At 66.7% G+C, this 20,702-nt stretch carries 24 protein-coding genes and 1 pseudogene; 14 read left to right on the top strand and 11 right to left on the bottom strand.

Annotated features, from left to right (window positions below):
* Window positions 1-52: 52 nt before the first annotated feature.
* Complete coding sequence (locus V2I30_RS00950; RefSeq protein WP_330660188.1) at window positions 53-262, bottom strand: hypothetical protein; 210 nt, start codon at window positions 260-262, stop codon at window positions 53-55.
* 25 nt (window positions 263-287) lie between these two features.
* On the opposite strand from V2I30_RS00950, the gene V2I30_RS00955 reads away from it, so the two are divergent.
* Complete coding sequence (locus V2I30_RS00955; RefSeq protein WP_330660212.1) at window positions 288-929, top strand: MBL fold metallo-hydrolase; 642 nt, start codon at window positions 288-290, stop codon at window positions 927-929.
* Between the two features lie 20 nt (window positions 930-949).
* On the opposite strand, the gene V2I30_RS00960 is transcribed toward V2I30_RS00955, so the two are convergent.
* Entirely contained in the window at window positions 950-1,348 is a 399-nt protein-coding gene (locus tag V2I30_RS00960; RefSeq protein ID WP_330660189.1) for an MAPEG family protein, read from the bottom strand.
* Window positions 1,349-1,628: 280 nt separating this feature from the next.
* On the opposite strand from V2I30_RS00960, the gene rpmF reads away from it, so the two are divergent.
* The 5 genes from rpmF (at window position 1,629) to V2I30_RS00985 (ending at window position 4,891) form a co-directional block, all read left to right on the top strand.
* Window positions 1,629-1,811, top strand: a complete 183-nt coding sequence (gene rpmF / locus V2I30_RS00965; RefSeq protein ID WP_330660190.1) for a 50S ribosomal protein L32 — start codon at window positions 1,629-1,631, stop codon at window positions 1,809-1,811.
* 26 nt (window positions 1,812-1,837) lie between these two features.
* Window positions 1,838-3,004, top strand: a complete 1,167-nt coding sequence (gene plsX, locus V2I30_RS00970) for a phosphate acyltransferase PlsX (RefSeq protein WP_330660191.1) — start codon at window positions 1,838-1,840, stop codon at window positions 3,002-3,004.
* Window positions 3,001-3,990, top strand: coding sequence for a beta-ketoacyl-ACP synthase III (locus tag V2I30_RS00975; RefSeq protein ID WP_330660192.1), 990 nt, complete (start codon window positions 3,001-3,003; stop codon window positions 3,988-3,990). The genes plsX and V2I30_RS00975 overlap by 4 nt, the downstream gene beginning before the upstream one ends.
* 149 nt (window positions 3,991-4,139) lie before the next feature.
* On the top strand, window positions 4,140-4,442 hold the full coding sequence (locus V2I30_RS00980; protein ID WP_330660213.1) for an integration host factor subunit alpha: 303 nt from the start codon (window positions 4,140-4,142) through the stop codon (window positions 4,440-4,442).
* A gap of 26 nt (window positions 4,443-4,468) precedes the next feature.
* Complete coding sequence (locus tag V2I30_RS00985) at window positions 4,469-4,891, top strand: MerR family transcriptional regulator (RefSeq protein WP_330660193.1); 423 nt, start codon at window positions 4,469-4,471, stop codon at window positions 4,889-4,891.
* A 10-nt stretch (window positions 4,892-4,901) separates the two neighbouring features.
* Here the strand turns inward: V2I30_RS00985 and V2I30_RS00990 are convergent, their stop codons facing one another.
* The 4 genes from V2I30_RS00990 to V2I30_RS01005 form a co-directional block, all read right to left on the bottom strand.
* Window positions 4,902-8,324: an AAA family ATPase gene (locus V2I30_RS00990; protein ID WP_330660194.1), complete on the bottom strand. Its 3,423-nt coding sequence runs from the start codon at window positions 8,322-8,324 to the stop codon at window positions 4,902-4,904.
* A 28-nt stretch (window positions 8,325-8,352) separates the two neighbouring features.
* Window positions 8,353-9,114: a DsbA family protein gene (locus tag V2I30_RS00995; RefSeq protein ID WP_330660195.1), complete on the bottom strand. Its 762-nt coding sequence runs from the start codon at window positions 9,112-9,114 to the stop codon at window positions 8,353-8,355.
* 132 nt (window positions 9,115-9,246) lie between these two features.
* Complete coding sequence (locus V2I30_RS01000) at window positions 9,247-10,020, bottom strand: thioredoxin domain-containing protein (RefSeq protein ID WP_330660196.1); 774 nt, start codon at window positions 10,018-10,020, stop codon at window positions 9,247-9,249.
* Window positions 10,017-10,598, bottom strand: a complete 582-nt coding sequence (locus V2I30_RS01005; RefSeq protein ID WP_330660197.1) for a DUF721 domain-containing protein — start codon at window positions 10,596-10,598, stop codon at window positions 10,017-10,019. Before V2I30_RS01005 ends, V2I30_RS01000 begins: the two co-directional genes overlap by 4 nt.
* Here V2I30_RS01005 and V2I30_RS01010 point away from each other — a divergent pair.
* Window positions 10,565-11,653, top strand: a complete 1,089-nt coding sequence (locus V2I30_RS01010) for an A/G-specific adenine glycosylase (protein WP_442896885.1) — start codon at window positions 10,565-10,567, stop codon at window positions 11,651-11,653. The two genes, V2I30_RS01005 and V2I30_RS01010, sit on opposite strands and share 34 nt — an antisense overlap.
* Here the strand turns inward: V2I30_RS01010 and V2I30_RS01015 are convergent.
* Window positions 11,650-11,871, bottom strand: coding sequence for a hypothetical protein (locus tag V2I30_RS01015; RefSeq protein WP_330660199.1), 222 nt, complete (start codon window positions 11,869-11,871; stop codon window positions 11,650-11,652). The genes V2I30_RS01010 and V2I30_RS01015 overlap by 4 nt on opposite strands.
* Before the next feature lie 105 nt (window positions 11,872-11,976).
* On the opposite strand from V2I30_RS01015, the gene V2I30_RS01020 reads away from it, so the two are divergent.
* Genes V2I30_RS01020 through V2I30_RS01030 form a run of 3 tightly spaced genes read left to right on the top strand, consistent with a single transcriptional unit; the run spans window position 11,977 to window position 14,893 of the window.
* On the top strand, window positions 11,977-13,296 hold the full coding sequence (locus tag V2I30_RS01020; RefSeq protein ID WP_330660200.1) for a serine hydrolase domain-containing protein: 1,320 nt from the start codon (window positions 11,977-11,979) through the stop codon (window positions 13,294-13,296).
* The gene (nudC, locus tag V2I30_RS01025; protein ID WP_330660201.1) at window positions 13,296-14,195 is read left to right on the top strand and encodes an NAD(+) diphosphatase; all 900 of its coding nucleotides are present in this window, start codon (window positions 13,296-13,298) and stop codon (window positions 14,193-14,195) included. Before V2I30_RS01020 ends, nudC begins: the two co-directional genes overlap by 1 nt.
* Window positions 14,192-14,893 (top strand): DsbA family oxidoreductase, encoded by a 702-nt coding sequence (locus V2I30_RS01030; RefSeq protein ID WP_330660202.1) that lies wholly within the window; start codon window positions 14,192-14,194, stop codon window positions 14,891-14,893. The genes nudC and V2I30_RS01030 overlap by 4 nt, the downstream gene beginning before the upstream one ends.
* A gap of 96 nt (window positions 14,894-14,989) precedes the next feature.
* On the opposite strand, the gene V2I30_RS01035 is transcribed toward V2I30_RS01030, so the two are convergent.
* Window positions 14,990-15,235 (bottom strand): hypothetical protein, encoded by a 246-nt coding sequence (locus V2I30_RS01035; RefSeq protein WP_330660203.1) that lies wholly within the window; start codon window positions 15,233-15,235, stop codon window positions 14,990-14,992.
* A gap of 139 nt (window positions 15,236-15,374) precedes the next feature.
* Between V2I30_RS01035 and V2I30_RS01040 the strand changes: the two genes are divergently transcribed.
* Entirely contained in the window at window positions 15,375-15,890 is a 516-nt protein-coding gene (locus V2I30_RS01040; protein WP_330660204.1) for a c-type cytochrome, read from the top strand.
* Complete coding sequence (locus V2I30_RS01045) at window positions 15,862-16,566, top strand: cytochrome b/b6 domain-containing protein (protein ID WP_330660205.1); 705 nt, start codon at window positions 15,862-15,864, stop codon at window positions 16,564-16,566. Before V2I30_RS01040 ends, V2I30_RS01045 begins: the two co-directional genes overlap by 29 nt.
* Here the strand turns inward: V2I30_RS01045 and V2I30_RS01050 are convergent.
* The 3 genes from V2I30_RS01050 to mgtE form a co-directional block, all read right to left on the bottom strand.
* Entirely contained in the window at window positions 16,563-17,303 is a 741-nt protein-coding gene (locus V2I30_RS01050; protein ID WP_330660206.1) for a DUF4336 domain-containing protein, read from the bottom strand. The genes V2I30_RS01045 and V2I30_RS01050 overlap by 4 nt on opposite strands.
* A gap of 1 nt (window position 17,304) precedes the next feature.
* A complete protein-coding gene (locus V2I30_RS01055) occupies window positions 17,305-17,694 on the bottom strand; it encodes a DUF1489 family protein (protein WP_330660207.1) in 390 nt (129 codons plus the stop codon).
* A 201-nt stretch (window positions 17,695-17,895) separates the two neighbouring features.
* Window positions 17,896-19,344 (bottom strand): magnesium transporter, encoded by a 1,449-nt coding sequence (gene mgtE, locus V2I30_RS01060; RefSeq protein ID WP_330660208.1) that lies wholly within the window; start codon window positions 19,342-19,344, stop codon window positions 17,896-17,898.
* 124 nt (window positions 19,345-19,468) lie between these two features.
* On the opposite strand from mgtE, the gene V2I30_RS01065 reads away from it, so the two are divergent.
* Both V2I30_RS01065 and V2I30_RS01070 read left to right on the top strand, forming a co-directional pair.
* The gene (locus tag V2I30_RS01065) at window positions 19,469-19,930 is read left to right on the top strand and encodes a peptidylprolyl isomerase (protein WP_330660209.1); all 462 of its coding nucleotides are present in this window, start codon (window positions 19,469-19,471) and stop codon (window positions 19,928-19,930) included.
* 134 nt (window positions 19,931-20,064) lie between these two features.
* Window positions 20,065-20,702, top strand: a pseudogene (locus V2I30_RS01070) (tRNA (N6-isopentenyl adenosine(37)-C2)-methylthiotransferase MiaB); the annotation flags it as partial.

Below are 20,702 nucleotides of genomic sequence, written 5' to 3' on the forward strand. Positions count from 1 at the left end.
CTCGCGGTGCTGCTGCCGGCATTGCTGGCGAAACTCGCCATCGGCGCGGCGCTCAGGCGGCGTTCGCCTTTCCGGTGTTCTGGCTGTCGCTGCTCGCCTTCTTCAGCTTGGGCGGCAGGTTCGCCGAGGCGACCGGTTTCACGGTAACCTTCGCGATGTTGACGGGCAGGCTCGCCGCACCCCTGATCGCCTTGGCGCTGAAACTGGCGGATATTCCCAGCCGCTTGTCTTGAAGCGGGCGCGTCGCCAGATAGGCGTTCATGAACGACACATCCAAAAGCACTCCGATGAAAGCCGCGATCCTGCCGGTGACCCCGCTGCAGCAGAATTGCTCGCTGATCTGGTGCACGAAGACGATGCGGGGCGCGCTGGTCGATCCGGGCGGCGATCTCGACAAGCTGAAGGCGGGCGTCGCCAAGGCCGGGGTGACCCTCGAAAAGCTGCTCATCACCCACGGGCATCTCGATCATTGCGGGCAGGCGGGTATGCTCGCCGAGGAACTCGGCCTGCCGATCGAGGGGCCGCACAAGGACGATGAATTCTGGATCGAGCGGCTGGACGGCGATGGCGCGCGTTTCGGAATGCAGGCGGCAAGCTTCACGCCGACGCGCTGGCTCGAACAGGGCGACACGGTGACCGTCGGCGAGTTGACACTCGACGTCATACATTGTCCCGGTCACACGCCCGGTCATGTCATTTTCTACCACGAGCCGAGCCGCTTTGCGATTGTGGGCGACGTGCTGTTCCAGGGCAGCATCGGGCGCACCGATTTCCCGCGCGGCAATCACCAGGACCTGATCGATTCGATCACGCAGCGCCTGTGGCCGCTGGGCGAAGACGTCACTTTCATTCCCGGGCATGGTCCGACAAGCACCTTCGGCCGGGAACGCAAGACCAATGCTTTCGTGAGCGATCAGGCGCTGAGCTGATTCTGCCCCGAAGGGGAGGATTAGATAATCCGCCCCGCCACCAGCGCGGCGACCACCGCCAGGCCCAGCAGCACTGACAAAGTCGCAATGGTACCGACCATCCGCCCCCATTGCATGTTGCCGCCATCCATCCCGTAGGCGTGCAGGATGCGCGCAAGGAAATAGAGCGCCGCGACATAGGCCAGCCATCCCTCGCCCGCGCCCGCCAGCTCGATCGCTAGAATCAGCACCAGGACGAAGGGCGTGTTTTCGACGAAATTGGCCTGCGCCCGCATGCGGCGCGACAGCGCTTCCTTGCCTCCGTCACCGACGGTGATACCGAGCGCGCGGCGGACCGCGCCGACCCTGATCGACAGCCAGATATTGAGGATTGCCGCGGCGGCGGCAGCGGCAAGCGTCACGGGGAGCCATTGGGTCACCTTCGTCGATCCTTCGTCCTATTGGCCTTTGCACCCGCTGCTAGGCGCAGGGCGGCGGGATGGCAATTCGCCCACTGATCCGAAGCGCTTGCCATGCTACGAAAATTCGCTATAGCGCGCGCCTTCCGTCACGATCGGCAGATCGCATCCGCGCGAGGGCGCCCCGGCAACGGGTTCGCAAACCTTGTGCGCAACACGCGACTGCCGTAAGGGCGCATCACCGGACATTCGGCGCGAACCCCGCGCGAACCAACAGTTTTTGCAAGGACACGGACGAGCCATGGCAGTCCCCAAGAGAAAAGTATCGCCCCATCGCCGTGGCAATCGCCGCGCGCACGATTCGCTCAAGGTGGAGGCATTCCACGAATGCTCCAATTGCGGCGAGCTGAAGCGGCCGCACAATTTGTGCCTGCATTGCGGCTATTACAACGGCCGTGAAGTGATGGTGCCCAAGGGCATCTGATCCGTCACTGAAGAAGGATTTCTCGCATGAGCCTCCCGCGTATCGCCGTTGATGCGATGGGCGGCGATGAAGGCGTGCGTGTGATGGTCGAAGGCGCGGCGATGGCGCGGCGCAACCATGATGGATTCAAATTCCTGCTGGTCGGAGACGGCGCGCGCATCGAACAGGCGCTGGCCGATCATCCGGGCATGGCGGGCGCATCCGAAATCCTGCACTGCGACGATGTCATCGGCGGCGACGAACTTCCCAGCCGCGCGATCCGCCGCGCCAAGACGACGAGCATGGGCCTCGCCGTGCGGGCGGTGAAGGACGGTTCCGCCGGCGCTGCGGTCAGCGCGGGCAATACCGGCGCGCTGATGGCGATGAGCAAGATCGCGCTGCGCACCCTGCCGGGCATCGATCGCCCGGCGCTCGCCGCGCTGATGCCGACGCTCGAGCCGCACGATGTCGTCATGCTCGATCTCGGCGCCAATACCGAAGCCGACGCGCGCAATCTCGTGCAATTCGCGGTGATGGGCGCGGCCTATGCGCGCATCGTGGGCGGCTTCGATCGGCCCGTCGTTCGCCTACTCAATATCGGCACCGAAGAAATCAAAGGCACCGAGGCGCTGCGCGAAGCCGCTGCGCAGCTGACCGCGGCGAGCGCGCGCGAGGATGGCGGACTGGCGCTCAATTTCGACGGCTTCGTCGAAAGCGACAAGATCAATCGCGGCCAGACCCATGTCGTGGTGACCGACGGCTTTTCGGGCAATATCGCATTGAAGGCGATCGAGGGGGCGGCGCGTTTCGTCACCGACCTCCTGCGCCAGGCCTTTACCAGCTCGGTCCGGTCCAAGATCGGCTTCCTCGTCTCGCGTCCCGCTACCGAGCTGCTGCGCCATCATCTCGACCCCAACAATCACAATGGCGCGGTCTTCCTCGGGCTCAACGGAGTGGTCGTCAAAAGCCATGGCAGCGCCACGGCCAAGGGGGTGGCGCAGGCGGTCGCGGTGGCGGCGCGGCTGCTCGAAAACAAGCTCACCCAGCGGATCGCCGACGATCTGAGCGAGCTCGACGCGCGCGTGCTGCACCGCCGTGCCAATGGCTCTGATGCGATAGTCGCCGGGGAAGTTGCTGGCGAAAACGACGCGGACGACGGGAGCGATGCCGATGCGACGCCGGGCGCTTCTTCCGGGAAAGGGGCGGCGGCGTGAGGCGCGGCGGCGCCGGCTCCCGCGTGCTGGGATCCGGATCGGCGCTGCCTCGGCGCATCGTCACCAATGACGAACTCGCCGCGCGGATCGACACGTCGGACGAATGGATCGTCGAGCGCACCGGCATTCGCCAGCGCTACATCGCCGGCGAGGGCGAAACGACAGCCAGCCTCGCCACCGACGCGGCCCGCGCGGCGCTCGCCGATGCTGGGATCGAGGCGAGCGAAATCGACCTCATCGTCCTTGCTACGGCCACCCCCGACAACACCTTCCCCGCCACCGCGACCAAGGTGCAGCACGCGCTCGGTTGCCACGGCGGCATCGCCTTCGATGTCGCGGCGGTCTGTTCGGGCTTCCTCTATGCGCTCACCGTCGCCGATGCGATGCTCGGGGCCGGACAGGGGACGCGCGCGCTGGTGATCGGCGCGGAAACCTTCAGCCGCATTCTCGATTGGGAGGACCGCACGACCTGCGTGCTGTTCGGCGACGGGGCGGGGGCGATCGTGCTTGGCGCAGGCGAAGCCGACACGCCGGCGCGCGAAGGCAGACCGGGCCTCCTCGCCAGCCGCCTCCATGCCGACGGATCGTGCCACGATCTGCTCTATGTCGATGGCGGACCTTCCACGACGCAAACGGTCGGCCATCTGCGGATGAAGGGCCCGGAGGTCTTTCGCCATGCGGTGGTCAACCTGTCGAGCGTGCTAGGCGAAGTGCTGGAAGATGCGGGCGTAAGCGTCGAGGCGATCGACTGGGTCGTGCCGCACCAGGCGAACAAGCGCATTCTCGATGCGACCGCGCGCAAGCTCGGTATCCCGCCCGAAAAGGTGATCGTCACGGTCGACGAACACGCCAATACCTCGGCCGCCTCGGTGCCGCTCGCCTTCGATACGGCGCGCAGGGACGGGCGGATCGGCACGGGCGATCTCGTCATGTTCGAGGCGATGGGCGGCGGCTTTACCTGGGGCGCCGCGCTCGTGCGGATGTAGGCGAGACGAGGATAACCCCTTGAATTGCCGAATGCCGGGATTTGCGTAAGGCAAAAAATTTTCCTATAGAATGATAAGTTGCACTCGGGTCGCGCTCAGGTGGCAACAGGATCGCAATATGGTCGCGCAAGCGGAGGGAAATGATGCAGATGATGCGTTCGGTGGGTACGCTGACTCGGGCTGATTTGGCCGAGACGATAAATCGAAAAATGGGCTTCAGCCGGGCGGAATCGCTCGAACTGGTCGAAGCCATCCTGGACAAGATGTCCGACTCGCTCGCCGATGGGGAGAACGTCAAGATTTCCGGCTTCGGCAGCTTCGTGCTGCGCGACAAGAACGAGCGGATCGGGCGTAATCCCAAGACCGGCGTCGAAGTGCCGATCACCCCGCGCCGGGTGCTGACCTTCCGCGCCAGCCAATTGCTGAAAGAACGGATCTCGCGCGTCTCCTGATCGCGCGCGAGGGTTCGATCAGGCAGATGGCGCGGTTCGACGACGGGAAAGACGCGGACGCGCTGCGCACGATCGGCGAGGTCAGCGAAGCGCTCGGCATCAAGCCGCATGTCCTGCGCTACTGGGAACAGCAATTCGCACGGCTCAAGCCATTGAAACGCAGCGGCGGCAGGCGGCTCTACCGTCCCGCCGACGTCGTCCTGCTCGAAACGATCGACCGACTGGTCAATCGGGAGGGCTATACGCTGAAAGGCGCCGATGCCGTGCTGCGGCGCGGTGCGAAGGGCAAGGAAGATAAGCCCCTGCATGAAGCCCCCTTGCACGATAGGGGCGCGCAGGTGCCGGGTACGGAGCAGCCGCCCCGCGAAGTGCCGACCCCGGCGATCGAGGACGCGATCGCGCAATTGAAGGCGATCCGCGCACGGCTGTCACGCGCCATCGACGGGTAGGGCGCGCGCCCTATTCCGCCGCCATCAATTCCGCTTCACCAAGGTCCACGCTCACGAGCCGAGAAACGCCCTTTTCGGCCATCGTCACCCCGAACAATCGGTGCATCCGGCTCATCGTCACGGCATTGTGGGTGACGATCAGGTAACGCGTTTCGGTGGTGCGGACCATCATGTCGAGAAGGTCGCAGAAACGCTCGACATTGGCATCGTCCAGCGGCGCATCGACCTCGTCGAGGACGCAAATTGGCGCCGGATTGGTCAGGAACAGCGCGAAGATCAGCGCGGTCGCGGTCAGCGCCTGTTCCCCGCCCGACAGCAGGGAGAGCGATTGCAGCCGCTTGCCCGGCGGCTGCGCGTAGATTTCGAGGCCGGCCTCCAGTGGATCGTCGCTGTCGATCAGCGCGAGATGCGCCTGTCCGCCTTCGAAGAGGCGGGTGAACAGCACCCGGAAATGGCCGTCCACCTCCTCGAACGCAGCGCGCAGACGCTCGCGGCTCTCCCGATTGAGGCTGCCGATCGAGGCGCGCAGCCGGGCGATGGCTTCGGCAAGGTCCGCCTGTTCGCCGGCATTGGCCCCGTGCTCTTCCTCGATCCGCGCCAGATCCTCGGCGGCGACGAGATTGACCGGGCCGATCCGCTCCCGGCTGGCGGACAGCCGGTCCATCTCTTCCGATTCGGTGCTGGCGGGGCGGACCTCGTCTTCAGAAAAGCCGTGCTTTTCGGGCAGCAGCGGGGGCGGGCAGCCGAAACGCTCGCCCGATATGCGCGCCATTTCGCTGCGGCGCGCTTCCTCGTTCTCGGCCCGCGCGGCCAGCATCGCGCGGCCTTCGCGCGCGGTTGCGAGTGCTTCCTGCGCTTCGGCGAGCGCGCGTTCGGCGGCGCGGCCCGTGTCCTGCGCCGCCTCCATCGCGACCTGCGCGGTTTCGAGCTCGCTGGCAAGCCGCGCGCGCACCGCGTCGCCCTGTTCGATCTCGGCGATCAGCGCGGCGGGCTTGGCGGCGATGACGGCGCGTTCCTCGCCGATTTCCTCCAGCCGCCGCGCCGCTTCGGCGACACGCTTGGCGGCATCGCCCGAGCGCGCTTTCCAGCTCGCCTGGTCCGCCTCCTGCGCCGCCAGCCTCTCGCGCGCGACCGCCGCGTTCTGATCGTGGCTGGCCAGTTCGGCGAGCGCCGCCTGGACGCCCGAGCGCGCCGCCTCGTGCCGCGCGCGTGCCGCATCCAGCGCCAGGCGGCCGGCGTCGGGCGAGGGCAGGGCAGCGCGCGCAGCCTCGGCCTTTTCGAGCTCGGCACGCGCCGCCGCCTCCTGCTGCGCGGTCTCGGCCAGCGCGTCGTCCAGTTCCGCGAGCCGCGCGGTCAGCCGCTCACGCGCGCCCTCCGCGGCGTCGAGTTCGCGCAACGTCTCGCGTTCGCTGTTGAGAGAGCCGGCAAGCTCGCGTTCGAGCCCCACCAGCGCGGTCTGCAATGCCGACAGTTGCTCGCGCGCGGTCCGCTCATCCGTTTCGGCACTCTGCGCCGCCGCGCGCAGGTCCGGCAATTGCGTTTCGAGCTCGGCGAGGCGGTTCGCCGCTTCGAGCCGCGCGGCCTCGGCGGCGCCTTCCCCCCGCGCGACGAAGCCATCCCAGCGCCGCAGTTCCCCCGCTTTCGTGACCAGCCATTCGCCGGGTGCAAGTTCGCGGCTATCGTCGCTTGGGGCGACGCGCACGAGGGCGAGACGGGCGCGCAGTTCGTCGGGGCAATCGGAGACATGGGCTAGCAGGCTGTCCGCCAGCGCCGCCGGCGGTTCGCGGCCGGTCCAGTAGCGTCCCTCCTCGCCATCGTGCGGCTGGCCCAGCGGCGATTTCGCATCGCGCCCCAGCGCCGCGGCGAGCGCCCGTTCATAGCCGGGCGCGGCCCGCACCGCATCGATCGCCGCGCGCTGGCCATCGCGCGCCTTGGCCCGCTTGTCGCGTGCATCGCGGTCGCGCACGAGGGCGGTGTACTCACGCTCGATCCCTGCCAGTTCGGCCCGCGTCGTGGCGAGCGCGGAGGCCGCCTCGTCGCGCGCCGTCTGTAGCTCTGCCTTGCGGGTCTGCTCGGCCTCCAGCCTCGCGCGCTGGGCCGCGACCTCGCCTGCCGCCCGCTCCACCGCCTCGCGCGCCGCTTCCAACCGGGCGTCGCTGTCCTCGGCGCTGCCAAGACCCTCGCGGGCCTGCATCAGCCGCGCGGTCTCCGAGACGAGGCGTTGAAGCCGTTTCTCGGCCTGTTCGATCCCCGCCTCGGCGACGCGCCATTCGGCTTCGACCCCGGCATTCTCGGCAGTCGCCTTGGCCAGCGCGAGTTCGGCGGCGCGGCCCGCGCGTTCGGCTTCCTCGCTGCGAGCGGCGAGGGCGGGGCGCTCGGCTTCGCTTTCCGCCACCTTGCCGCGCGATGCCTCGACGTCGCGCGCGAGCTTGGCCAGCGCCTCGGCGGCATTGCTGGTCATCCGGTCGGCATCCACCCGGTCCTCTTCGAGCCGCGCGGTCTGGCGATCCAGATCGGCGAGCCGCGCCTCGGCGGTTTCGAGCTTTTCCGACAGCGAAGCCATCCGGTGTCCGTGCGCGCTCGCATCATCGCGCCGATCGGCGAGTTCGTCGCGCGCCTGCGCCAACGCTTCGGCCGCGTCGGCCTGCTGTTTCTGCGCCTCGGCGGCGAGTGCCTGCGCTGCGGCAACCTTGTCCTCGGCCCCCTGCGCCGCGGCGCGGGCTTCCTTCGCCGCATGTGCCGCGTCGCGCCAGCGCGCGAAGATCACCCGCGCTTCGGCCTGCGCGATCTGCTCCGTCAGCTTGGTGTATCGTTCGGCCTGCTTCGCCTGACGCCGGAGCGACGCCATCTGCGTATCGAGCCCCGCCATCAGGTCTTCGAGCCGTTCGAGGTTCTTCTCCGCCGCGCGCAGCTTGGTCTCGGCATCCTTGCGCCGCACGTGCAGACCGGCAATTCCCGCCGCTTCCTCGAGCATCATGCGCCGTTCGGCGGGCTTGGCGGCGATCACCTGCGCGATCTTGCCCTGGCTCACCAGCGCCGGGCTGTGCGCGCCCGTGGCTGCGTCGGCGAAGGTCAGCGCGACGTCTTTCGCCCGCACGTCGTGGCCGTTGACGCGGTAGGCGCTGCCCGCCCCGCGCTCGATTCGGCGGGTGACGACCAGTTCCTCGCCCGCATCGTCGGCGGCATGCAGTACGACTTCGGCGAAGGATCGCGGCGGCCGCGTCGAGGTGCCCGCGAAGATCACGTCCTCCATTCCCCCTGAGCGCATGGACTTGGGCGAGTTTTCGCCCATCACCCAACGGATCGCCTCGAGCAGGTTGGACTTGCCGCAGCCATTGGGGCCGACCACGCCGGTCAGGCCCGGTTCGATGCGCAGGGTCGCCGGCTCGACGAAGCTTTTGAAGCCTGCCAGTTTGAGCCGGTCGATCCGCATCAGGCTCCCCTCCGCGACCCCGTGGCGCCTACTCCTGCCGCGCGCCGGCGCGTTGCAGGATCGGTTCGAGATCGTTCCACCCGATCGCATCGACCTTGTCGCCGTTGACGAGGAAGGTCGGCGTCGAATTGATGCCCATCTCCTGGGCCTGCTGCGACGAATTTTCGGCAATGGCCTCGATCGCGGCAGTGTCGGAGAGACAGGCACGCTGCTGATCGGCGGAAAGTCCGCGCGCGGCGAAGAAGTCGATCAGGCCCGCCGCCTCGGCGATCTGGACGAAGCGTTGTTCGACCGGCAGCTGTCCAGCCGCTTCGTAGGCGGCGGAGTTCTGGTTCACGTTTTCGAAAATCTGCGGGAGGAACGCCCAGGCCTCGTCCGAGAGTACCTGCATGTTCTGATCCGCGCCGCAGCGCACCAGCGTCGCGATGGCCAGGTCGATCGGGTCGCGCACGAGATTGCGCTGCTCGAAGCTGACCACGCCGGTGGCTACATATTCCTTGATTTCCGGCTTGCCCGTAGCTGCGAAATTCGCGCATCCACCGCAGGTATGCGAGGCGTATTCGACCACTTTGATCGGGGCCTCGGGATTGCCGAGGACGTAGCCGTCCTCTTCGCTGACGGTGACGGTCTCGCTCCAATTGGTCCCGGCGGGCGCTTCGATCGGTTCGATGCGGTCACCTTCTAGCGTGTCTCCTTCTTCCGCGCCGCATGCGGCGAGCGCGGCAGCGAGCGGCAGAGCGATAGCCAACTTGATTGGGGCGAGCCTTGCGGGGGACAACGTGAACTTCATCGGTCTGAATTCCTCTTAGGCTGTTGGGATGAGACTAACCCCGGGCGGGAGCGGGCGAAAGCGCGAAGGGCCGCCCGCTTGTGGGAAACGGCGCGCGGCGGCGGCTGGACGGCATCGTCCCCTACGTTTCGCTCAGCCCCCGGCGCCGGGCCGGAACCGCTCGCTGAGCACTTCGTAGAGCGCGGGCCAGTCATGCACGCCTTCGAGCAATTCCCCGTCGAGCGCGAAGGACGGCGTGCCCGGGACGGCGAACTCCTCGCGGTCGGCGCGGCCCCCGCTGATGAGCGCGAGCGCGGCCTTATCGTCGGCGAGGCATTTGTTGATATCGACTTTCGAGACGCCGCGTGCGGCCAGCATGTCGTCGAGATCGAGCGCCTGCGCCGCATTGAGCCGCGAGGCGGCGTCGCCGCGCTGCCAGATCGCCTGCTGGCTCTGCGGCGCCTGCCGGGCCTTTTCGAGCCACGCATCCTGCCGCATCAGGAACATGCGGTGGCGGTCCTTGAACCTGTCCTCGGGTCCGCACTGGGCGAGCAGCGAGACCGTCAGGTCGATCGCGTTGCGGATGACGGGCCGCACTTCGAGATTGAGATGGCCGGGCGCGAGCAAGGCGAGGTCGAGCGCGCCTTCGCCTTCGCGCGCGAAGGTCGCGCAGTGCCCGCAGGTGTAGCTGATGAACTCGATCAGCGAGGTGTCGGCATCGGGATCGCCGATCATGTGGCCGCGCTCGGTGCGCGCGACTTCGCCATGCCAGGTGCTGCGGCGACCCGTATCCTTGAAGGCGCTGGAGGGATCGGAGAGCTGGTTTGGCGTCGCCGCCGGCTCGCTCCGCGCGGTGGCGGGCGTGGCCGAGGCGGCGGCCAGCGCGAGGCCGAGAGCTGCGAGCGATGCGAAAGTCTTCAAAATCATGTCTGGTCGTCCCCGTCCGGTTCCCCCGTCCCTAAACTGCGCGCGAGCGATTCGAGCACCGTGCGCAGTTCGGGATCGCCGATATCGCGCAGGCTTTCTCCCAGTTCCATCGGGATTGGCCTCAGCGAAGGCGGCGGTTTGGGGCGGCTTTCAACAGAGGGAGGCTTAACCTTGCCTTGCCGAATCTTCGCGCGCGCGACCGCGCTGTAGCCGAAGAAACGGTTCACCCGCTCGATGATCTCGGGCAGCACCTGCTGGATCAGCGGAGCATGGGCGGGCAGGACGACGAGCTGGAGAATGCCTTCCGACTTCTCGCCAGGGGGGAAGCGGATCGCCTCGGGCGCGCAGACGCGGGCATGGTGCGGACCGACGATTTCGGGCCAGCGGGTGACGACCGAGCTCTGCACGAAGCCGTAGCGGCGAAAGGCGGTGCGCCCGATTTCGGGCATGAGATCGCCGATCGCCTTGGCGCCGCGCCCGCGCGGGCGCTCATAGGGCTTGGCGCGTTTGCGAGGGCCGCTTTTGGCGCGCTTCGATCCCGAGGATGTGCTGTCGCTTCCCATCTGGCGAGAAGCCATGCCATAGGCGCCGCGTGACCGCCAGCATCTCCGACGCGCTTCTTCCATGGTACGACAGGCATGCGCGCGCGCTGCCCTGGCGCAATCCGCCGGGCGAGCCGCGCCCCGAGGACGCGAACTGGCCCTACCGCGTGTGGCTGTCCGAGGTGATGCTGCAGCAGACGACGGTCGCGGCGGTGAAACCCTATTTCGAAAAATTCACGCGGGTCTGGCCGAGCGTCGACGACCTCGCCGCCGCGCGCGAAGAGGAGGTGATGGCTGCATGGGCGGGCCTTGGCTATTATTCGCGCGCGCGAAATCTCGTGAAATGTGCGCGCGAAGTGGCGTCGCGCGGCGGCTTTCCCACGAGCGAGGCGGAGCTTCTGGAGCTGCCCGGGCTCGGCCCCTACACCGCCGCCGCGATCGCCGCGATCGCCTTTGGCAGGCGCGCGGTGGTGGTCGATGCCAATGTCGAGCGGGTGGTGGCGCGCCTCTTTGCCATCACCGAGCCACTGCCGGGCGCGCGCCGCGCCATCCGGAAGGCTGCGGACGCGATCGCGCCCGGGGCGCGCGCGGGCGATTTCGCGCAAGGAATGATGGATTTGGGCGCGCAGATCTGCACGACCAAGGCGCCGCGCTGCATGCTGTGCCCCTTGCGCGAGGAATGCCGCGGATATGCGAGCGGCGAGCCAGAGCGCCTGCCGGTCAAGCCGCCGAAGCAGGCGAAGCCCGAGCGGCGCGGCACTGCCTACTGGATCGAGCGCGGCGGCGCGGTGTGGCTGGTGCGCCGCGCAGAGAAGGGCCTGCTGGGCGGCATGCGCGCGCTGCCGGACGATGGCTGGACCGCACGCGCCGACGGTTCGGGCGAGGCGCCGGTCGCGGGCCGGGCAACGCCGCTCGGCACGGTGCGCCATACCTTCACCCATGCACATCTGACGCTCGATGTGGTTCGCATCGACGCGGAAAGCGCGCCCGATGGGGAGGGCCGGTGGTGGCCGCTGGCTGAGATCGAGGAGGCGGGGCTGCCGACGCTGTTTGCGAAGGCGGCTCGATTGGCATTGGCCGCGATCAATTAGATGATCCCGCCCCCGATCGTAAGCCGCACGGCTGCGATCAGCAGAACGATCAGGCAGAAATTGCGCCCCCCGTTGCGCGAGGAAAGCGCGCCGAAGACGATGCCGATGACGATCAGCGGCAGCGCCAGCCAGTTGCCCCATCCCAGCAGCGGTATCTGCGAGGGGATGACGATGACGAGGCTGACGAGGCCGAAGAGATATGCGAGCAAGTTTCCCATGTGTGTTATATGTATAGGACAGTGCCCCATTGCAAGCGATTGACGCCGCCTGTTCGCTCGCCCAAGACACCGGCAGCCGCGAATAATCGCCCTTCGGAGAGACCCTTGGCACAATCTTCCATCGCTTCGTCCGCCCTCTCGCGCCGTTCCCTGCTGCGCGGCGGAGCCTATGCCGCCGCCGGCGCGACGCTCGCCGCGCTGCCTTTCGGGCGGCCGCTGATGGCGATGCACGATGTCAGCGAAAGCTGGCCCAATCTCGCCGCGCTGGCGAAGCGCTATATCGATGAGCGCAAGGTCGCGAACATGTTCATGACCATCGGCTGGAACCAGGAAGACCACGCCCATACGATCGGCGGCGGCACCTTGTCGCTTGCTGATAGCGTGCCGGTCGATGCCGACACGCTTTATCGCATCTATTCGATGACCAAGCCGATCACAGGCATGGCGACGATGATGCTGATCGACGATGGGGTGCTCGGCCTCGATCAGCCGCTGGGCGACGTGCTGCCGGCCTTTGCCGACATGCAGGTGCTGGTCGATCCCGAAGGGCCGCTCGACAACACGGTGCCCGCAGCGAGACCGATCACGATCCGCCAGCTCCTGACCCATACCGCCGGGCTCGGTTACGGCATCGTCAGCAAGGGCGAACTGCTCGATGCGTATAACCAGAACGGGATTGTCGGGGGCCGGGTCAGCCGCCTGCCGATCCCCGGTTTCCCGCCGGTGACCCCGCCCGCCAGCCTCGCGGTGTGGGCGGACAATCTGGCGAGCTTGCCGCTGATGTATCAGCCCGCGACCAAGTGGAGCTATTCGGCGAGCCTCGACCTGCTTGGCCGCGTGATCGAGGTCGCCTCGGGCATGAGCTATCCCGAATTCCTGCGCACCCGCATGTTCGAGCCACTGGGGATGGACAGTACCTATTTCGCCGTGCCGGGCAGCGAGATCGGCCGGCTCACCACCAATTACGGCGTGCTCAACGGCAGGCTGCTGCCGCTCGATCCGGCGGCGGCGTCGATCTACACCGACATGCCGACGGCGCCCATGGGCGGGGCGGACCTCGTCTCCACCCCGCGCGATTACGACCGCTTCCTGCGCATGCTGCTGGGCTATGGCACCCTGGACGGAACCGAGGTGATGAGCGAACTCGCGGTGCGCGTCGGCACGTCCGATCTCATCCCCCACACGGTCGACACCGCCGGTTCGTGGATGGAGGGGATGGGCCATGGCGCGGGCGGGCGCGTACACGAGGGGACGTTCGGCTGGGGCGGCGCGGCGGGCACGCTGGCGGCGGTTGATTACCGGCTCGGCCTGCGCACCGCGCTGTGGACGCAATATATGCCGTCGGAGGCCTATCCGGTCCGCGAGGAATATATGGAGGCGCTCGAAGCCGACCTTCGGGACATGCGCACGCAGCAGGCCGCCTGATGCGCAATCCGGCCAGCGGAGACATCGCGGCGCCGCCGATCGCCTTTGCCGGATCGCCGCTCGACCGGGCGGACAATGTCCGCAGCGATCCCGAGGCGCTGGCCGGCATGATGGGGTGGCGCACCAAGGTGCTGTTGCTCGACGGGCTGCTCCCCCAATTCGACGACAACGGTGCGCTCGAATGGGGCAGCCTTGCCGATGTGGGCGAAGAGACCGAACTCGTCTTTCTCGGCCTGCTCGACGGATCGCCGCGTTTCGCGCCGGTGCCCCAGCGGAGCGACAGTGGACCCGCCAATCCGCGCTCGTGGCAGGTGATGCAGCTCCTCGCGCCTGCCGATCTCGCGATCTATGGCGGCGCGCGCAGCCTGGTCGACTGGCATGCGCGCCACCGCTTCTGCGCCAATTGCGGCGCGCCGACCAAGCTCGCCAAGGGCGGCTGGCAACGCTCCTGCCCATCGTGCGGGGCGGAGCATTTCCCGCGCACCGACCCGGTCACCATCATGCTGGTCGAGCACGAAGGCGCGCTTTTGCTGGGCCGCCAACCGCGTTTCCCTCCGCGAATGTTCTCCGCGCTGGCCGGTTTCGTCGAACCGGGCGAGACGATCGAGGAGGCTGTCGAGCGCGAAGTGTTCGAGGAAGCGGGCATCGAGGTCGAGGATGTGCGCTATGTCGCGAGCCAGCCCTGGCCGTTTCCGAGCCAGCTGATGATCGGTTGCCGTTCGGTGGCGAGGTCGCGCGAGCTGACCATCGACGAGACCGAGCTCGACGATGCGCGCTGGTTCACCCGCGACGAACTGATCGAGGCGCGCGATGCGGGCGAGCACGGCACGCCCGACCTCATCTTTCCGCGCCCCTTCGCGATAGCGCATCATCTCCTCAACTGGTGGCTAGAGAAATGACCGACCCTGACCGGCTCACGATCGACATCTATTCCGACGTCGTGTGCCCCTGGTGCGCGATCGGATATGGCCAGCTGACCAAGGCGCTGGAGACGCTCGAAGGCGAGATCGAAGCGGAAATCCGCTGGCGGCCCTTCGAACTCAATCCCGATATGCCGTCGGCGGGCGAGGATGCCGAAGCGCATCTGCAACGCAAATATGGCCGCTCGGCCGAAGAGGGCGCCGCCATGCGCGGGCGGATGAAGGAGGTTGCGGCGGACGCCGGCGTGTCGCTCGACTACGAGGGGGACGGCAAGCCGCCGCCGGCACGGATGTGGAACACGCGCGATTGCCACAAGCTGCTTGCCTTCGCGCTCGAAGAAGCTGGGCCGCCGGCGCAAACGCGGCTGAAACTCGCGCTGTTCGAAGCGCACTTCAATCACCGCCGCGACCTGTCCGATCGCGACCTGCTGCTCGATATCGCTGCGGGCGCAGGGCTGCACCGCGAGGCGGCAAAGGCGGCGCTGGGTGACGAAGCGCTCAATGCGCGGGTGGTGGCGGAGGAGCGCCAGGCGTTGGATCTCAACATATCGGGCGTGCCGGCCATGATCGTCGAGGGCAAGTTCATGATCCCGGGAGCGCAGGCGCCGGAGACTTATGTCAACGCGCTGCGACGGGTCGCGGCGAAACGCACCGGCCAGACAGCCACCGGGGGGTAGGGCGATCCGAAGTCAATCCCGGCGCCCATACCAAAACCGCCCGTGCTTCGACGAAGAAGCGCGGGCGGCTGATATTCCGATTTGACGAAACCAAACTTAGTTCGCTTCGCCCTTCTTGATCGCGTGCATGGTCTTGGGGCCCTTACGCGCATCCTCTTCGGGATTATCCGAACCGACGACCGGTTCGCGATTGTCGGGATCGGTCGCGCGGTTCTTTTCGGCGCGTTTGCCGACGCGGACATTCACGTCGCCGCCCGCACCGCCCTGATGCGAGGGGGTGGGATTTTCGGTCAGCTCGTCGATAAGCTCATTGTCGGGATGGCGGCTCTGGCGTTCGGGCATGAAGTTTCTCCTTTCATGGTCAACGGGAGAAGGTGGGGGCTAGTTCCGAAAACGCTGCAGCGGGGAGGGGATTGCTTGCCTGCGCGCTTTCTGTAGGATCGCGGACTGGGATCGTCAGACTTTCGGAAGGTTCGTCCGTATGACCAAGGCCCCCCTCCCATCCCTTCTCGCCGCCGCACCCTTCCTCGTTCTGCTCGCCGCGTGCAGCAGCGAAGTGACCGATGCCGACGAGATCGCGGATTTTGCCGATTCCGACCCCTCCGCAGCGGCACCCGCTGAGATTTCGCAGCGGCAGGATACGCTCGAGGGGATCGGCGACAGCTTCAAGGCGATCCGCGGACAGCTCGAAGCGGGCACACCCGATTTCACTGTGATCGAGGCCTCCGCAACCGACATCAATCGCCGCGCGAATGAGCTCGAAGGGCTGTTCCCCGAAGGCACCGGCCGCGATGCGGGCTGGGACACCGAGGCGCTGGCGACGATCTGGGAGCGGCCGGACGAATTCGCCGCCGCGCATCAGAAACTGCTGGATGAAAGCGCGACCATGATGACCGTCGCAGGGACCGGCGATGCCGCGGCGGTAGGCGAGCAGGTCAAGGCGCTGGGCGGGGCGTGCAAGAATTGCCATGACGACTTCCGCCTCGACGACGATTGAGGCGCCGCGCCCGCAAACGCATGCGATAAGGGTGTGGGATTGGCCGGTGCGCCTGACGCACTGGTCGTTCGTGGCGCTGATCCCGGCGATGTATCTCACCGCCGAGAACTCCGAGTGGGGTTGGCATGTCAGGCTCGGTCACGTGCTGCTCGCGCTGCTGATCTTTCGCGTGCTTTGGGGCTTCGTCGGCACCGACACCGCGCGGTTTGCGCATTTCGTGAAGGGGCCGCGCGCGGTGCTGGATTACCTGCGCGGGCGCTACGACTACAAGCGCAACAAGGGGCACAGCCCGCTCGCCGCGCTGTCGGTGCTGACCCTGCTCGGCCTGATGTTCGCGCAGGTCGGTATGGGGCTCTTCGCCGGCGATCCGTATGACGGGGCGACGGGGCCGCTCAATCCGCTGGTCGGCGTCATGATGGCGGACACTATCACCGACACGCATGAATGGTTCTACTACGTCATCTTCGCGATGATCGGCCTCCACATCATCGCAATCGGTGTAATCGGCGCGATGCAGGCGACGAGCCTGATCGGCCCGATGATCGGCGGCAAGGCGGAAAAAGCGCCGAGCGTCGAGGCCAATCAGCCGACGCCGTGGGGCAGGGCGCTTGCGGTCTTTGCGGTGTCGGCGGCGATAGCGGGCTGGGTCTATGTGGGCGCGCCGCCGCTTACCTAAAGCAGATCGGAGAAAGCGCGTTCGATCTCGGCCACCGCATCGCCCTCATAGCACTTGCCATGCGCAAGGATCAGCCGTTCCGGCTCCAGCGCGATCATCGCTTCGAGCCCCGCCTTCAGAGCCTCGCTATGCGGCCGCAGCGCCATTCGCATGTCGATCGAGGGATTGCCGCGCGGCCCGGTCGCCCCGCCAAGGCGAAGGAAAAGCCGCATCAGGGGACTGCGCACCCGCTCGCCTTCGTAATTCATCATCAGGTCGGTGACGATCAGCGTGCGCGAGGAGCGGTGGAAGAAGACGCTTTCCGTGAATGTGCCCAGGTCCAGTGGAACATGGTCGATCTCATCCAGCCACGGCGCGCTCAGACCCTTTGTCAGGGTCGTGTGCGCTGGAATGCCTGATTTGCCCGCCAAGCCGGGTGCGGCATAGATGTCCGCAGAGGGAAACGCGTCGGCCCAGGAGGCGAGAGAGACGAAGTGGTTCCGATTGGGCGCGATCAGGGCGGCCACTTTCCCCAAGTCTGACAAATCAGCCGTCAATTCCAATGAGAGCGCGACCGGCGAATGTACGAAAAGCGAGCCGTCGCCATAGCGGATGACCGTCATGCGGGTGGGGCAGGGCACCTGGAGCGGGCCGAAGCCATATCGCACCTCCGCGCCGTCGACCGTCCAGATGCTCTTGGCCCATGGCTTGAGGACGAAGAGCGGTGCGTAAGGTCGGTAGCCCGGCTCTCCCGCCACTTCAGACCAGCCCCAGCTTTTCCAGCTTCGCCGCCAGTTTGCCCGGCAGCGCGTCGCCGATATCTTCGCCGGGCGCCAGATCGCGCGGGGGCTCGCCCTTGAGGTAGCGCCAGCCCTGATGCGCCCGCTTGGGCTTGGGATGGATGCGGATGAGTTCGGGCTTCAATTCGATCAGCCAGCGCCCCGTGTCGGTCTGCGAGAAACCCAGGATTTCCGAACGCGCGACGAGGCTGTGCTGGTGGATCCAGTAAAGCGAGCCGCCGATACACTCCTCCCAGCGCGTCGGGCGATACTTGGTGGTCAGATGCGGACTGCGGCGCCCCGCATACCAGCTCTCGATGTCGGTGTAGCTCTGCGCGCCGAACGCGATCTTGGTGAGGTGGAGGGGCATTGGGGAAAGGTAGGGGTTTTTGCGGAGGTTTCCACCGCATCACCGCCCCCTTTTCCCCTACCCCCGCTCATCCTGAGGCGTCTTGAAGGATCCTTCGAGACAAGCCCCTTCGGCTGGCTGGCAAGCCAGCCGCTCAGGACAGGCTCCGCTACGTCGCTGGCGCGGCTGCTCAGTCTCTCCTCAGGATGAGCGGGTAGGTGCTTAAAGCGGCGCCAAACCAGCCGCCACGGCCAACCCAAGAAACGCAAAGAACCCCATCGAATCGGTGATCATCGTCACGAACACGCTCGAAGCCACCGCTGGGTCCTGTCCCATCCGCTCGAACGCGACCGGCACCAGCACCCCCGCCAGCCCCGACACCGCGATATTCAAGATCATCGCGATCGCTATAACCCCCCCCATCTGCCAGCCGAACAGCGCGCCTGCCGCGATCCCGATCAGCACCGCCACGGTCGCTCCGTTAAGCAGCGCCACGCGCAATTCGCGCCCTACGATCCGCCAGGTGTTCGCACGGGTCAGCTGGTTGGTGGCGATAGCGCGAACCGCCACCGCCATCGTCTGCGTCCCCGCATTGCCGCCGATGCTGGCGACGATCGGCATCAGCACCGCGAGCGCCACAAGCTCCTCGATCGCCGCGCCGAAGAAGGCGATGATCGCGCTCGCCACCACGGCAGTCCCCAAATTCGCGACCAGCCAGCGCACGCGGCTGGAATAGGCTTCGCGGATCGGCTCGTTGATGTCGCCGTCGCCCGCACCCGAGAGAAGCAGCGCGTCCTCGCCCGCTTCCTCGGAAATGATGTGGACGATGTCGTCCACGGTCATCTGGCCGACCAGCCGCCCGCTTTCATCGACCACCGCGGCAGAGATCAGCGCGTATTTCTGGAACATCAGCGCGACCTCTTCCTGATCCATCCCCGCCGGGATCAGCGTCTGGTCGCGCTTCATCACATCGGTCAGCGCTACGCCGCGCGGCGTCGTCAGGATCCAGTTCAGGGCGCAGGTGCCGACCGGGTGGAAGGCGGCGTCGACCACGAAGACCTCGTGGAAATCGTGGGTGAGGTCGCCTTCCTCGCGCAGATAATCGATGAGGTCGCCCACCGTTAGATGCTCGTGCACCGCCATCACGGTGCGGTTCATCAGCCGCCCGGCGGTCTCCTCGGGATAGGCGAGCGCGCTGGTGACCGCAGCCCGGGTCTCCGGCTCTAGCTCGGCGATGATCGCCTTTTGATCGTCCTCGTCGAGATCCTCAAGCAGCTGCACCGCGTCGTCGGTTTCGAGCTGCTGCGTGATCGCAGCGACGTCGCTCGGCTCGAGCGCCTCCATCATCTGCTCGCGCACGTGATCGTTCAGCTCGGCAACCACCTCGCTGCTCATCAGGTCGGTGATCGCGGCCGCCAGCGCCGTGCGGTCCTCGCGCTCGAGCAGTTCGAGAAGGTCGGCGATGTCGGCGGGGTGCAGCGGCTCGACCAGCTCGTAGACCGCGGCCGTGTCGCCCGCTGCGAGCGCGCTCTCCACCGCGCTCACGAATTCGGGCTTAAGCCGGTTTTCCTCGTCGTGGCGCTCGTCGTCGATCCGGTCGTCGGGCCGCACCTCCTCCTCGGGCGGACCCGCCAGCAGCGTGTCGTCGTCGTGGGCGGTCGGATCGGCCATGGCGCCGAGGGTTTACGGGCGGGCGGATGAAAAGCAAGCGGGTGCTTACCGCACGGGTGACATGAGTGTCTCGCCTGCTAGAGAGCGCTCAACCCCACGGACTTTGAACACTCGGAGAAAGAAAATGGCCGACACCCTCACCCTCACGCTCGACACCGGCGATGGCGAGAACAAGGACGTAACCATCAAATTGCGCCCGGATCTCGCCCCCAGCCATGTCGAGCGTATCACCGAGCTTGCCGGCGAAGGCTTCTATGATGGCGTCGTCTTCCACCGTGTCATCCCCGGCTTCATGGCGCAGGGCGGCGATCCGACCGGCACCGGCATGGGCGGCAGCGAAAAGCCCGATCTGAAAGCCGAATTCAATTCAGAACCGCACACCGAAGGCACCTGCTCCATGGCCCGCTCGCAGAACCCGGACAGCGCGAACAGCCAGTTCTTCATCTGCTTCGAAGACGCGCATTTCCTCGACGGCCAATACACCGTCTGGGGCCAGGTCGAGAGCGGCATGGAGCACGTCCACGCCCTGCCGAAAGGCGAGCCGCCCGCAAGCCCGGGGAAGATCGTTAAGGCGAGCGTCTCTTAATCCCATACAATGTCGTCACCCCGGCCCCCGAGCCGGGGTTTGGCTTCCTTCGACGTCAAGTAAAGAAAGGCCTGCCCCCGGATCAGGTCCGGGGTGACGCGACTAAGCGTTTAAGGTAAAGCGCGCCTCCAATCATGAAACCGCAAACGCCTCCCAAGACCTACCGAGTCAAGTCCTTCGGCTGCCAGATGAATGTCTATGATGGCGAGCGTATGGGCGAGCTCCTGGCCGAAAAGGGCATCACGCCTGCGCCCGAGGGCGAGGACGCGGATCTGGTGGTGCTCAACACCTGCCATATTCGCGAGAAGGCGGCGGAGAAGATCTATTCCGACATTGGCCGCCTGACCAAGGGCAAGACGCAGGAAAAAGCGCCGATGATCGCGGTTGCGGGCTGCGTCGCGCAGGCCGAGGGTGAGGAGATCATGGCGCGCGCGCCTGCGGTTTCCATGGTTGTCGGACCGCAGGCCTATCACCGCCTGCCCGACATGCTCGATCGCGCCTTGAATGGCGAACGCGCGACCGACACCGATATGCCGGCAATCGCCAAGTTCGACAGCCTGCCGCAACGCAAGCGGCGCTCGCCGACCGCGTTTCTCACCGTGCAGGAAGGCTGCGACAAGTTCTGCACCTATTGCGTCGTGCCCTATACGCGCGGTGCGGAAATCTCGCGGCCCTACAGCGACTTGATTGCCGAGGCTCGCAAACTGATCGAGGCGGGTGCGCGCGAGATCACGCTGCTGGGACAGAACGTCAATGCGTGGGTAGGCGAGGA

The sequence above is a fragment of the Erythrobacter sp. genome (assembly GCF_036351135.1).
GTDB lineage: Bacteria > Pseudomonadota > Alphaproteobacteria > Sphingomonadales > Sphingomonadaceae > Erythrobacter.